The 15531-nt window shown below is 46.6% G+C and carries 3 protein-coding genes; 2 read left to right on the forward strand and 1 reads right to left on the reverse strand.

Annotated features, from left to right (window positions below; all coding sequences use genetic code 11):
• Nucleotides 1-16: 16 nt before the first annotated feature.
• Nucleotides 17-298: a DUF2218 domain-containing protein gene (locus R7035_RS09755; protein ID WP_005376622.1), complete on the forward strand. Its 282-nt coding sequence runs from the start codon at nt 17-19 to the stop codon at nt 296-298.
• Nucleotides 299-386: 88 nt separating this feature from the next.
• On the opposite strand, the gene R7035_RS09760 is transcribed toward R7035_RS09755, so the two are convergent.
• Nucleotides 387-638 (reverse strand): YgjV family protein, encoded by a 252-nt coding sequence (locus R7035_RS09760; RefSeq protein WP_005376619.1) that lies wholly within the window; start codon nt 636-638, stop codon nt 387-389.
• Nucleotides 639-1499: 861 nt separating this feature from the next.
• On the opposite strand from R7035_RS09760, the gene R7035_RS09765 reads away from it, so the two are divergent.
• Nucleotides 1500-15488: a retention module-containing protein gene (locus tag R7035_RS09765; protein WP_318146110.1), complete on the forward strand. Its 13989-nt coding sequence runs from the start codon at nt 1500-1502 to the stop codon at nt 15486-15488.
• Nucleotides 15489-15531: the final 43 nt, after the last annotated feature.

Below are 15531 nucleotides of genomic sequence, written 5' to 3' on the forward strand. Positions count from 1 at the left end.
AGTAACGAGTAAGTTCATGATTAAAGAAAGCACCCGAATAGATAGCGAACACGCTGACAAATACTTAGTGACGCTTTGTCGGCATTTTGGACGAAAAGTTCCTGCTACTTGGAATGAAAATAGCGGTTTGGTGACATTTCCGACGGGAAAAGCTGAGTTTAACCTTTGTGCATCTAGCTTAACTATAACCTGTGAGGCGGATTCAGAAGAGAAACTGAATACGGTGAAGGCGATCATTTCATCGCATGTGGACATGTTTTCTCGTCGAGAAACACTAGCACTTAGCTGGGTTCGTTAGCGCTCGTTTAAGGATGCTGTGATAGAAAGGGAATGTTAAAAGCAAAAGCCCGCAATCTTATGATTTGCGGGCTTTTATTGTTTGAATGCTATTGCGCTTTCTCAGGCTCTAGGCTTTTTTTTTCCTGCTGCATTTTTGCTAGGAAGTAGATGTTAACGCAAGCAATAAAACCGTTAGTTAGTACTACAGGCCAAGAATCAATCATTAGTCCGTAAGCAGTAAATAGCGCACAACCAATAAAGTTAAGGATACGAAGCTTGACAATATCTTTCATAGTTAGCGAAATAGCGACCATGATTGAAGCTGCATAACCTAAAATCTCAACCATATTCATGTCCATTTTTTGACCCTCTTAAAATCTGCCGAATTTTGTCGGTACCAATTCTTCTCATCTTGAGATTAATGAGGAAGCTCCATGCCTCGAATGGTCTTTTTTTGTTGTATGGACGCACTATATCAATGGAAAAACCGTGATAAAAGCCTCAAATCAAGGTTAAGAGAAGGTTAGCGATTACGCAAACGTTTAGGACTGGAATTACTGATAATTTTACTTATTGTGTTGATTGATAATAACGATGACATTAATAGCTCAAACACCATTGAAAGTAAGGGAATATTTACATATGATTGAAAATGATAATTATTTTCAAGTGCTGTGTTTATGTATTTTATTATTAGCTTGCTCGTGTTTTTTTTGCTGTATATCAGAACAAAACCGAACTCGTGGTGTGCGGGGATTCATATCGTAAGCCACTTTTTTATCGTTGCATTTTGTCCTGCAATTTATGTTGTTCAATATTTAATCGTTACGTTTTTTTCGTCACCGATATTGATTAAGATGTCATCACGCTCCGGTGTATACAACATTCTCATTGCTTTTCTTCCATTATTGATCGCAACCGGCAGTCTGGCGTTTAGCTGAATGATTTCATCTCTCTTCTTTTCTTAAAACAACTACACTTAATCAGAATAAGGTATCAATTTCATATAATTATTCGATATCTACGCGTCAGCACATGTGTCACATTTCTGTGACTACGAGTAAGTTTTACTTATGTTGCTTGGTAGTAGGGTATTTATCGATTGTTTAATGATTCAATACTTAGTTTAATCGTATAAAGGTGTGCAGTATGCCGCACTAAATTAATAAGAAATTATCTAAAAAGGTTAATGGGAAACGTAAGCCATTAGCGGAGGTCAGATGAGTACGCACACGGTACCGCAGAGCGCGATTGTAAATGCTGTCAAAGGTGAAGTTTTGGTTTTGGGCCTGGATGGAAACGTTAAGGTCATAAAAGCGGGGGATGAGTTAAGACCTGGCGAGATTATTATCACAGAAAATAATGCTTCTCTCGACGTACAGATAAATAATGAGCTTTATCTGGTCGATGCAAATTGTGTTGCTTGTCTTCCTGTGCCTTCTTCTGAACCGTTAGAACCAGTATTGGTACAATCTCCAGTTAATGGCTTGGTGACTTTTGACCCAACGGCTATTGGAAGTGCTGACTTCGACGCCAACGATATTGCCGCTATCCAGCAAGCTATTTTAGACGGAGCTGACCCTACCGCTATCTTAGAAGCAACAGCTGCTGGCGCAGGTGCTGAAGGCTCGGCTAATGCTGGCTACGTGACGGTTGAATATAATAACCCGGAAGTACTCGCTTCTACTTTTTTTGAAACGTCTGCGACTCGCAGCGGAGAAGATGCTCGCGACGAAGATGACGGTTTGAATGTCACGATTTTTGCTGATGGTGGGCAGTCACTGCAATCTAGCGTAACAGAAGGCTCAATTTCTCTATCAAGCTACCCGCAAACCATTTCGTCTAGTGTGCTGGTTGAAGCAGGGGATCTCGCACTTGATACTGCTTCATTTGTACCCGAAACGTCTTCTTTAGAGTCTTTGTTGACTGAGCTTAACAGTGATATTACCTCTGGTGGTCAGCCAGTGGCGTTCGTTTATGACGAAGCGCAAAATGCCATTATCGGTACTCAAGAAGGTAACGAAGTGCTTCGTATCGAGATCGAAGCGACATCTGTAGGCCGTGATTTAGAGTTAGAAGTCGTTACCACGATTAGCCAGGGCGTTGACCATGTTGCGTCTGTTGCTGATGGCCAAGTATCGATCGTCGGTGGTCAAATCAATATTGCTTTTGATATTACAGGTGCAGATATTGGTGGTAACAGCATTCAAGCGCCTATCGATTTTACGACAACCGTTATTGATGGCGATGATCCTGCGCCGCAAAACGTTACTTTTGAAAACGTTGAATCTTCTTCTACACCAATTACTGGCACCTTTGTTGATATTGGTAGTGATCAATTGGCAACGGTCACGTTTAATCAAGAAGGACTTAGTCAGTTCGATGGCCTACTGAGTGATAATCAGGCGACAGAAGCGGTACTCTCTGAAGACGGCAGTACTATCACCTTGTCCATTGCTGGCTCGAATGAAACCGTCTTAACCATCAGTCTGAATACTGATGGTACCTACCAATTTGAGCAATTTAAGCCGTTAGAACAAACAAACGGTGAAGATACGATTGAGCTCTCTTTACCAACCACAATCGTCGACTATGACCAAGATACGGCAAGCAACACCTTTACGATGACCATCCTCGATGGCGATAACCCAGTGATTGAGAACGTGACGGGCTTGTCTTTAGATGAGGCGGGGGTTGACCAAGGTTCACAGGAAGGCGCGGCAGTAACAAGTGGTACTGGGTCGATCACGACAGCGGTCGGAAGTGACATCATTGATCACTATGAGTTGGAACCTACAGAGTTCAATGTTGGTGGAGAACTCCAATCTCAAGGGCAGGTTGTTCAACTAGAACTAGCGTCCGAGAGTAACGGCGTACGTACTTACGAAGGCTTCATCGAGCTGGATGGTGTGCGTATTACCGTATTTGATGTGGCGATTGATGCACCTGCATTGGGCGAATACCAATTCAACTTGTATGAACAACTTGACCATACGGGTGCTAACGATGACTCGCTCACTTTCTCACTGCCAGTTTACGCGGTAGATGCGGATGGTGACCGCTCCTCTATTACCGAAGGTTCGAACACACCAGAAGCTGCGCAAATTGTCATTCAAGTTCAAGATGACGTTCCTTCGATTGATGGCGTTGATGCGCTAGCCGTCGATGAAGACGATTTATCAAGCATTGGCTCCGATCAAAGCGACTCTGTGTTCGCGCAAGGTAGCTTCACGACGACTCAGGGCTCAGACCGTGTTGTAAGTTATCAATTAGAGAGCGGCACTGATCCACTCAATGGGTTGGAATCGCAGGGGCGATCTATCTATCTGACGGAAACAACCAATTCAGATGGCAGCTTTACCTATTCTGCAACGGCAGAAGGGGACGCTATCTTCACCTTACAAGTGAACCCTGACGGTTCTTATTCATTTACCCTTGAAGGTCCAATCGATCATGCTGTGGGTAGCGATAGCTTAACTCTAGACTTCACTATTGTCGCAACGGACTTTGACGGTGACACCAGTTCACTTGTTCTACCGGTAACCATTGCCGATGATGTGCCAACCATTAATGACGTTGTCGCTCTTACCGTCGATGAAGATGACTTAAGTTTGGTAGGCTCTGACCAATCACAGTCAACGCTGGTCGAAGGTCAGTTTACGACAACTCAAGGTTCTGATGGCGTCGTACAGTATCAGTTGGATGTAAACGCTGATTCTTTAAATGGCCTGCAATCTCAAGGTCAAACCGTTTCCATTGCCGAAACGCAAAATGCAGATGGCAGTTACACCTACAGCGCAACGGCAAATGGCAGTGCAGTTTTCACATTAATTTTGAATACCGACGGCTCGTACAGTTTTGAGCTGCAAGGTCCAATTGACCATGCGGCAAATAGCGACAGCTTAACCCTTGATTTTAGCGTTATTGCTACAGACTTCGATGGTGACATAAGCCAAATCGTATTGCCTGTTACCATCGTGGATGATAAGCCAACTATTACCGATGTTGATGCGATTACTGTTGATGAAGATGATTTAGGCACGATTGGTTCGGACCAGACTGACCCGATTTCTATTGATGGTAGCTTCACCACCACACAAGGCTCTGACCGAGTGGTAAGTTATCAGCTTGATGCTTCTGCAACACCAGTTGACTGCCTTACATCACAAGGCGTGGCAGTTACGCTGACTGAAACCGCAAACGCTGATGGCAGCTTTACTTACGAGGCGACAGCGGGTAGTGAAGCGGTCTTTACGCTGACGGTGAATACTGATGGTAGCTATAACTTCACGCTTGAAGGTCCAATCGACCACGCGGTAGATAGCGATGAGCTGACACTCAACTTCCCAATCATCGCAACAGACTTTGATGGCGACACCACAAATGCCACTATCCCAGTGACAATCGTGGACGATAAGCCTGTTATTACCGACGTCGACACCATTACGGTTGATGAAGATGATCTAGCGTCAATTGGCTCAGACCAAAGCAATCCAATTTCTATTGATGGCAACTTTACTACCACACAAGGCTCTGACCGAGTGGTGAGCTACCAACTCGATGCTTCAGCAACACCAGTGGACGGTTTAACATCGCAAGGCGTGGCTGTCACACTGATAGAAACCGCAAATGGTGATGGTAGTTTCACTTATGAAGCGACTGCGGGTGGCAACCCAGTATTTACTCTGACAGTAGATACTGATGGCTCTTACAACTTCACGCTAGAAGGGCCAATTGATCACGCGGTGGATAGTGATGAGCTGACACTCAACTTCCCAATTATCGCAACCGACTTCGATGGCGACACCGTTACTGAAACCATTCCAGTCACGATTGTTGATGATGTACCGACCATCACAGCGGTGGATGCGTTGAGTGTCGATGAAGATGACCTTAGCGGCGTGGGCTCAGACCAAACTGACGCTGTGTTCGTTGAAGGCGCGTTTACCACTATTCAAGGCTCTGACCGAGTGGTGAGCTATCAACTGGATTCAACGGCTGATCCTGTTGCGGGGCTAACGTCTCAAGGTGAGGCGATTACCTTGGTGGAAACCGCCAACGGTGATGGCAGCTTTACTTATGTGGCGACCGCAGACGGCAATCCGGTATTCACGTTAAACGTAGCAACAGATGGCACTTACGATTTTACGCTGCAAGGCCCGATTGACCATGCAGCTAACAGCGACAGCCTGACGATTGATTTCCCAATTATTGCCACCGATTTTGATGGTGATACGACTTCGGCAACCATTCCAGTCACGATTACGGATGATGCACCAATCATCGATAATGTTTTGCCTCTGGCTGTAGACGAAGATGATTTATCAGGTATTGGCTCAGACCAAACTGACGCTGTGTTTGTTGAAGGCGCGTTCACCACTACCCAAGGTTCAGACCGTGTGGTGAGCTACCAACTTGATTCAACTTCTGATCCTGTTTCGGGGCTAACCTCCCAAGGTGAGCCAGTTACTCTGGTAGAGACTGCGAATGCTGATGGCAGCTTTACTTACGTGGCTACCGCGGATGGCAATCCGGTTTTCACCATGAACGTGAATGCTGATGGCACATACAATTTCCGTCTGGAAGGGCCGGTCGATCACGCGTTAAACAGCGATGAATTAGTACTGAACTTCCCAATCATTGCAACAGACTTTGACGGCGATACGACGACCGCGACCATTCCCGTCACGATTACTGATGACGTTCCAACTATCGACAACGTTGTTCCACTCACGGTGGACGAAGATGATCTCGCCTCAATTGGCTCAGACCAAAACGATGATGCGTTTATGTCGGGTTCTTTCAGCACAACTGAAGGCTCGGACAGCGTTGTTAAATACCAGCTTGATGCAACAGCAGATCCAGTAGCAGGGTTAACCTCTCATGGTGAGCCTGTCGTACTTGCTGAGACAACAAATGGTGATGGCAGCTTTACTTACACTGCCACAGCAGATGGCAATGCCGTATTTGAACTGGTGGTGAAGCCAGATGGCAGCTACACCTTTACTCTGCAGGGCCCACTAGACCATGCGGTGAATAGCGACAGTCTGCAAATCGACTTCCCGATTATCGCAACAGACTTTGATGGCGACACCTCATCGGAGACGTTACCTGTCACTATCGTTGATGATAAACCAACCATCACTGACGTAGACGCAATCCGTGTGGATGAAGATGACCTAGCGACGATTGGCTCTGACGGCTCAGATCCAATTTCAATCGATGGCAACTTCACTACAACGCAAGGTTCTGATGGGGTAGTAAGCTACCAATTAGATACTGCTGCAACGCCAGTTGATGGCCTAACATCGCAAGGTGTGGCAGTGACGCTGACGGAAACTGCAAACGGCGACGGTAGCTACACTTATGAAGCGACAGCAGGAACTGAAGCCGTATTTACGCTGACCGTGAATACGGATGGTTCATACAACTTCACGCTTCAGGGGCCAATTGACCATGCGACAGACAGTGATGAGCTGACACTGAACTTCCCAATCATCGCGACGGATTTTGATGGTGATACCACCACAGAAACGATCCCAGTCACCATCGTGGATGATAAGCCGACCATTACCGATGTCGATGCGATTACCGTTGATGAAGATGATTTAGGCACGATTGGCTCAGATCAAACTGACCCGATTTCAATCGATGGCAACTTCACCACCACACAAGGCTCGGACCGAGTGGTGAGCTATCAGCTTGATGCTTCTGCAACACCAGTTGACGGCCTTACATCACAAGGCGTGGCCGTCACGCTGACTGAAACCGCAAACGGTGATGGCAGCTTTACTTACGAGGCGACAGCGGGTACTGAAGCGGTCTTTACGCTGACAGTGAATACTGATGGTAGCTATAACTTCACGCTTGAAGGTCCAATCGACCACGCAGTAGATAGTGATGAGTTGATACTGAACTTCCCAATCATCGCGACCGACTTTGATGGCGACACCACAAATGCCACTATCCCAGTGACGATCGTAGACGATAAGCCAGTTATTACTGACGTGGATTCCATTACGGTTGATGAAGATGATCTAGCGTCAATTGGCTCAGACCAAAGCAACCCGATTTCTATTGATGGTAACTTCACCACCACGCAAGGTTCAGACCGAGTGGTGAGCTACCAACTCGATGGCACATCAACACCAGTTGACGGTTTAACCTCGCAAGGTGTGGCTGTCACGCTAACAGAAACTGCAAATGGTGATGGCAGTTTTACCTACGAAGCAACAGCGGGCTCTGAAGCGGTCTTTACGCTGACTGTGAATACTGATGGCTCTTATAACTTCACGCTAGAAGGGCCGATTGATCACGCGGTTGATAGTGACGAGTTGACACTAAATTTCCCAATTATCGCAACCGACTTTGATGGCGACACTGTCACTGAAACCATTCCAGTCACGATTGTTGATGATGTACCGACCATCACAGCGGTGGATGCGTTAAGTGTCGATGAAGACGACCTTAGCGGTGTGGGTTCCGACCCTGGCGGCGATCTGTTCGTTGAAGGCGCGTTTACGACCACTCAAGGCTCTGACCGAGTGGTGAGCTATCAACTGGATTCAACGGCTGATCCTGTTGCGGGGCTAACGTCTCAAGGTGAGGCGATTACCTTGGTGGAAACCGCCAACGGTGATGGCAGCTTTACTTATGTGGCGACCGCAGACGGCAATCCGGTATTCACGTTAAACGTAGCAACAGATGGCACTTACGATTTTACGCTGCAAGGCCCGATTGACCATGCAGCTAACAGCGACAGCCTGACGATTGATTTCCCAATTATTGCCACCGATTTTGATGGTGATACGACTTCGGCAACCATTCCAGTCACGATCACGGATGATGCACCAATCATAGATAATGTTGTGCCTCTTGCAGTAGACGAAGATGATTTATCAGGTATTGGCTCAGACCAAACTGACGCTGTTTATGTTGAAGGCGCGTTCACGACCACTCAAGGTTCAGACCGTGTGGTGAGCTACCAACTTGATTCAACGGCTGATCCTGTTTCAGGTTTAACTTCTCAAGGTGAGCCTGTTACTTTGGTAGAGACTGCGAATGCCGATGGCAGCTTCACTTACGTGGCTACCGCGGATGGCAATCCGGTTTTCACCATGAATGTGAATGCAGACGGCACATACAACTTCCGTCTAGAAGGGCCAATCGATCACGCGTTAAACAACGATGAGCTAGTACTGAACTTCCCAATCATTGCAACAGACTTTGATGGCGATACGACGACCGCGACCATTCCAGTTACGATTACTGATGACGTTCCAACCATTGACAACGTTGTTCCACTCACGGTGGACGAAGATGATCTCGCTTCAATTGGCTCAGACCAAAACGATGATGCGTTTATGTCGGGGTCTTTCAGCACAACTGAAGGCTCGGACAGCGTTGTTAAATACCAGCTTGATGCAACAGCAGATCCAGTAGCAGGGTTAACCTCTCATGGTGAGCCTGTCGTACTTGCTGAGACAACAAATGGTGATGGCAGCTTTACTTACACTGCCACAGCAGATGGCAATGCCGTATTTGAACTGGTGGTGAAGCCAGATGGCAGCTACACCTTTACTCTGCAGGGCCCACTAGACCATGCGGTGAATAGCGACAGTCTGCAAATCGGCTTCCCGATTATCGCAACAGACTTTGATGGCGACACCTCATCGAAGACGTTACCTGTCACCATCGTTGATGATAAACCAACCATCACTGACGTAGACGCAATCCGCGTGGATGAAGATGACTTAGCGACGATTGGCTCCGACGGCTCAGATCCAATTTCAATCGATGGCAACTTCACTACAACGCAAGGCTCTGATGGGGTAGTAAGCTACCAATTGGATGCTGCTGCAACGCCTGTTGACGGTCTAACATCACAAGGTGTGGCCGTCACGCTGACTGAAACTGCAAACGGCGACGGTAGCTACACTTATGAAGCGACAGCAGGAACTGAAGCCGTATTTACGCTAACAGTAAACACGGATGGCTCATACAACTTCACGCTGCAAGGGCCAATCGACCATGCGGTAGACAGTGATGAGCTGACGCTGAACTTCCCAATCATCGCAACGGATTTTGATGGTGATACCACCACAGAAACGATCCCAGTCACCATCGTGGATGATAAACCGACCATTACTGATGTCGATGCGATTACCGTTGATGAAGATGACTTAAGTACGATTGGCTCAGACCAAACTGACCCGATTTCAATCGATGGTAACTTTACCACCACACAAGGCTCGGACCGAGTGGTGAGCTATCAGCTCGATGCTTCTGCAACACCTGTAGCTGGACTCACATCACAAGGCGTGGCAGTCACACTGACGGAAACCGCAAACGGCGATGGTAGCTTTACTTACCAAGCGGCAGCGGGGACTGAAGCGGTCTTTACGCTGACAGTGAATACCGATGGCTCTTATAACTTCACGCTAGAAGGTCCAATCGACCACGCGGTAGATAGTGACGAGCTGACACTGAACTTCCCAATCATCGCAACCGACTTTGATGGCGACACGTCTGCTGAGACAATTCCTGTCAAGATCGTTGATGACAAACCGACACTTGGTGGCATCGAAGCAACAAGTGTGCAAACGGTTGACGAGGACGATATCCCAACAGTCGGATCTGATGGTACGCAGTCGAACAGCATTGCAGGTAACTTCATCGCGACTGATGGCTCTGATGGCATTGTGGAGTACAGCGTTTCTGACCTAACCACGCCAGTACAAGGCCTGACCTCTGGTGGTCAATCTCTGGTTATGGTTGAAGTATCAAACGCAGGTGGCGTTTCAGTTTACGAAGCTCGTATTGATGGCACGACGACACCAGTATTCCGTGTGACTCTCGATGCTTCTGATGATAGCTACACTTTCGATTTGCTTGCTCCTCTCGATCATCCAAATGCTGATGGCCAAAATGAACTGGTCATCAATTTACCGATAAACGCGACTGACTTTGATAGAGACGTGTCGAACAACATCACCTTACCAATTACGGTTGTGGATGATGTTCCGACCATTGACGGTTTACTAGCAGGCAGCGAACAAACCGTTGATGAAGATGACCTACCAGCAGGTACGGATGCTGCAAGTGCAGAAGATACTGTTATTTCAGGTACTTTTGATATCACCGAAGGTGCTGACCAAGTTGCTTCTATTCAGCTGAGTGACCTGACCACGCCTGTTGCGTCACTGACTTCAGATGGTGAAGCTATCACCTTAGTTCTGTCTTCTAGCGCAAACGGCGTGAACGTATACCAAGGTGTCGCTGGCAATCCTGCTGAAGTGGTGTTCGAACTGACGTTGGATGCAACGAACAACACCTACGAGTTTGATTTACAGAAGCCGCTTGATCATCCAGATGGTAATCAGCAAAATGAGATTGTTATTAACCTCCCTGTGACGGCGACAGATAATGATGGTGATACTTCACCAGCCTTCACATTGCCAATTACCGTTGTGGACGATGTTCCAGTTGTTACCAATATTGAAAGTCTACGTGTCGACGAAGATGACTTACCTCTTGGTTCTGATGGCACTAAAGAGCCGTTAACGGTATCAGGTGAATTCGAAGTCACTAGCGCAGATGGTATTGATGCTTTCGAATTGGATCTGAGCTCAAATCCTATCCCGAATCTGAAATCGGGTGGAGAAGAGGTAACACTTTCTCAAGACGTTGGTGCTTCAACTGCTGACGCGCGTGTTTACGTGGGACAAACTCCGGGTGGAGTGACGGTCTTCACGTTGACACTTCATCAAGATGGTAAATACGACTTTGAGTTATCTGGTCAGTTAGATCACGCGATTAACTCTGATGAGATTTTGTTGAATCTACCTGTGAAGATCACGGATGGCGACAACGATATCATCACTGCGACCTTGCCAGTGACCATCGTAGATGACAAGCCAACCATTGATGCTATTAGCTCTGGTAGTACCTTGTCTGTGGATGAGGATGATATTCCGAGCCAAGGTTCGGACGACACGCCAGAATCCAATATCATTGGTGGCAACTTTGACGTTACTGATGGTGCCGACTCTATCGTTAGCTTCCAGTTGGATAGCTTAACGTCGCCTGTTTCTGGACTTACCTCAGGTGGTCAACCGCTTGAGTTGGTTGAGTTTTCAAATTCAAACGGTGTGATTGAGTACCGAGCTTATGTACAAGGTACGACGGACACCGTCTTTAAACTGACGCTAAATGGTTCAGCAGACAGTTATGAATTTGAACTGTTGGGTGCACTTGATCATCCTGCGGGTAACGATGAAAACTCGTTGGTCATTAACTTCCCAGTCAACGCGACTGATTTTGATGGCGATGTGTCCAATAACATCACCTTGCCGATCACCGTGGTGGACGATGTCCCAGCTATTGTGAAAGTGACAGACTCTAGCCAACAAACCGTTGATGAAGATGATCTTTCCGGTGGCTCTGACACGACAAGTAGTGATTCAACGGTATTGAACGGCGGATTTGAGGTCGTTGCTGGTGCAGACAAGATTGTCAGCTACCAAGTTTCAGACCTCGATGCAGTCGTGTCTGGTTTAACGTCGAACGGCAGCAGCATCGAGTTGAATCTAGTAAGCACGAATGGTGGAGTAACCAGTTACGAAGCGGTTATTACTGGCACATCAACTAAGATCTTCACGCTGTCTCTTGATGCGAATAATGACAGCTACCAATTTGAGCTGTTGGGACCAATCGACCATGACGCTGTTCAAGGTGAAAACAACCTTGTCATTGATATTCCAATTACAGTAACAGACTTTGATGGTGACACGTCATCATCACTGAATCTTCCAATTACCGTAGTTGATGACATTCCCGAAATTAAATCAGCAGATGCTTTGGCTGTTGATGAGGATGACCTTGCCAACGGCTCTCAGGCAACCAACAAAGACAGCCTAGAAGCAACGGGCAATTTCGATACGGTGGAAGGGGCAGATACCGTTGTCTCTTATCAGTTGGATCTTACTTCTAACCCGATACCAGGAGTAACTTCAGGTGGTTTTGCGGTGACGTTAGTTCAAACCGCGGTAAGCAACAACAACTTTACTTATCAAGGTCAAACACCTGATGGTAACTCAGTGTTCACACTAGTTTTGAACGCTGACGGCTCTTACAAGTTTACGCTTGAGGGTGCGCTAGATCACTCAACTCAAGGCGAAGATACACTCATACTTGATCTCCCAGTCTTTGCGACCGATGTCGATGGTGATACGGCAGGTATTAACTTACCAGTGACGATTACCGATGATGTTCCAACCTTGCACGATGCATCTATTTCGCGTGTTGAGGGGCAAGGCAGCCGCACGGTTCGTTTATTCCGAGACCCTGTAGAGGGGGATGATGACCTTGGTGCTGACGGCGCACAAGTGACTTCATTCTCGGCTGATGATTCAGGCATTTACTTTAAGCAAAATGGTGTTGATTCTGATTCTGTCGATTTGAACGGCAGCGACCAAGTCGTATTTGTTCACAAGGTTCTTGACGGAGTGGATACTGAAATCGGTCGTTTGGTTGTTCGAACCGATGGCAGTGTGTCATTCCGTCCGAATGACGACCTTGACCATACCGAAACCGACTCGATTGATTTCACCATCAACGTTGTTGCAACCGATGGTGATGGCGATATCGCAGATGCCGATGTGGATATCTCGATAAGAGACCGCAATGCGCAAATTGACACGTCTACCGTTACTGCGTTCGAAGACCAAGGGCGTGATGGTGTCGTTGTGGGCGTTGACTCTGCAAATACTCAGGACAACTTGTCGACGCTGGATGTTAGCCCTGCGAAAGTCGACTTGGTTATCAATTTACACGATATCGACCGTAACGAGAGCTTAGGTGACATCACTATTCGAGATGCTGATACTCACAACGGTACGTTCTACTACAGAGACGGCAGTGGCAACTACATTGAATTAACATCTGTGGGCAATACGGTTGTTCTCGACGCATCAAATGTTGAGCAGTCATTCAATGGTGAGCTTGTCTCGTTAGATAACTTGTACTTCGTACCAGATCGTCATACATCAACCGATGCTTCTGGTATCGATCCTCGTATCCGCGTGGAAATTCTTAACAATGGTACGCCAGATCATACGATTAATGGTCGTTTAGACATTGAAGTTGCTGCCGTCGCAGATATTGCAACGTGGACGGCAAGCAGCGAATTTAACTACTCGGTTGATGAAGATGGAAACAATGTCGCACTTAACATCACGGCTGAAACCCAAGACACTAGTAACCCTGAAGGCATTGTGTACGAGCTTGTCTTTACACAAGGAGAAGGTAACGCAGAGTTAGTCTATTCAGATGGTAGTGCGATACCAAAATCCGGTGGTGTTTATCTGGTGGATGCAAGCCGAATTGATGAAGTTCAAGTTGATCCGATAGATAACTTCTCGGGCGAAATCAGAATTGATGTCACCGCTATTACGACGGAAAACAACAATCCACTGCTTGGGAAAGATACCGCTCGCTCAGAAACCGAAACCATCATTATTGATGTAAACCCAGTTGCGGATAAAGGTAGTTTTACTGTAAACCGAATTAATGTGTTTGAGGATAATGCTCGAACTCAAAATACGGTAGACCCTGTCACTGATCACGACCCACTCCAATTAAGTGAAGTGATCACCATGAAACCATCAGCGGACTTAGATGGTTCTGAAGCGTTATTTGTGCGCATTTCTAACTTCTCAATTGATGGGGTTACTTTGGTGTGGCTGGACTCAGCAAACCCAAGTCAGATAGTAGAAGTGACCGATTCAGGCGGCAATGTACTTTATTACGAAGTGCCAGAGTCTGAATTAGCGAACGTCGAAGTTCTTCCTCCGTTGCACAGCAATGATGACTTTACTTTCAATGTCGAAGGCATTGTGAAAGACACAGCATCATTGTCTACCGGTACGACAGAAGATGTGTTGTCACTGGGCAGTAAGACCGTCATCGTTGGTGTAAAAGGTGTTGCTGACATACCAGACACGGTATTAATTGACGCGGGGAACGTTTGGAACCGATTCGTAGACGGAGATGTGGCCGGGATAGAGACGACTATTGAAGAGAATGGTGTTGTAAACCTCAACTTCTCGGTTGTATCAGGTGAAGTTGCCGATAGACCACAGGATGATTCAGAAGCCATTACTGTTATCCTGTCCAACATCCCCGACGGTGTTCGTGTCGTAGATTCAGACGGTTCAAGCGTTGACCTCACCTTTGTTGGCTATGATGGTAACGGTCAACCGATTTACGAAGCAAACATCACTGGGCTGAATTTTAATTCCGGTATTCAAATTATTCCAGAAGCCTCTTCAACCGAAAACATTGCGATTACAGGGACGATCATTGTTACCGAAAATGATGGTCATAGTCGTGTGATTGAAAGAGAGGTAAGGATCAAGGTCGAACCCGTTATTGACGCTCAAGATAACTACGTTGTTCGATCGGAGGGAGATGAAGATACGCGCTTTGACATCGATTGGAAACCGACGCTCGTACAAAGCCCTGATACCGATGAATTCTTTAGTGATGTAACCATCTCTGGATTTCCTCCAGGCAGCACGGTCTATGTAGATGGTGTGGCACAAGCGCTTGTTTCTGGAACACTAACGCTTTCACCGCAAGCTGGTGAATCAGAGCAAGATTTTTCCGCTAAAATCTCTCAAAGTGGCTATGTTCAAGTCCAGTTGGAGCAGGATTCAAGTACTGACTTTGACTTGACCACGACCGTCACTGTGAAAGAGATTGACCATGAATATGTTGACGCTTCGAATCCCGGTGAAGGTATCGCTGAGAAAACCATCAATGGTACGGTGAATGTCCAAGTTAATCCAATCGTTGAGCCAGAGGATAATACGGGGGCAATAGATGACCAAACCCGTCTGCTTGTCACTGAAAGTGGTGGTGGTGCTACCGATATCGTGAAGTCAGATGATCAAGGTAACATTGACTTTACGATCAACACTTCTATGGGGGGCGAATCTGGCGCTCATATCATTAAATACCAAGAGTTTGATGCGTCTTCAGATGAAGTGGTGACTCAACTTGTTGTTCAATTTCACAATGTGGACCCTGAGATCCTCAACCAATTGGTTATCGTCGGTGCACTAAATGAAGGTGGAGGTCGTTGGACAGTAACTAATGAAGACAACTTCTCAATTGGCTATGTTCCCTTTAACTGTTGTTATACTTAAAGTAGGCAACGATTGGAGGGAACTCCTATGCTTCAGTCACAGT

The organism is Vibrio sp. 1731 (genome assembly GCF_033339955.1).
GTDB lineage: Bacteria > Pseudomonadota > Gammaproteobacteria > Enterobacterales > Vibrionaceae > Vibrio > Vibrio alginolyticus.

What these genes read in the sequence shown, in the direction of transcription:
- R7035_RS09755 (WP_005376622.1), top strand. Translation starts at nt 17, where the DNA reads ATGATTAAAGAAAGCACCCGAATAGATAGCGAACACGCTGACAAATAC.
- R7035_RS09760 (WP_005376619.1), bottom strand. Translation starts at nt 638, where the DNA reads ATGGACATGAATATGGTTGAGATTTTAGGTTATGCAGCTTCAATCATG.
- R7035_RS09765 (WP_318146110.1), top strand. Translation starts at nt 1,500, where the DNA reads ATGAGTACGCACACGGTACCGCAGAGCGCGATTGTAAATGCTGTCAAA.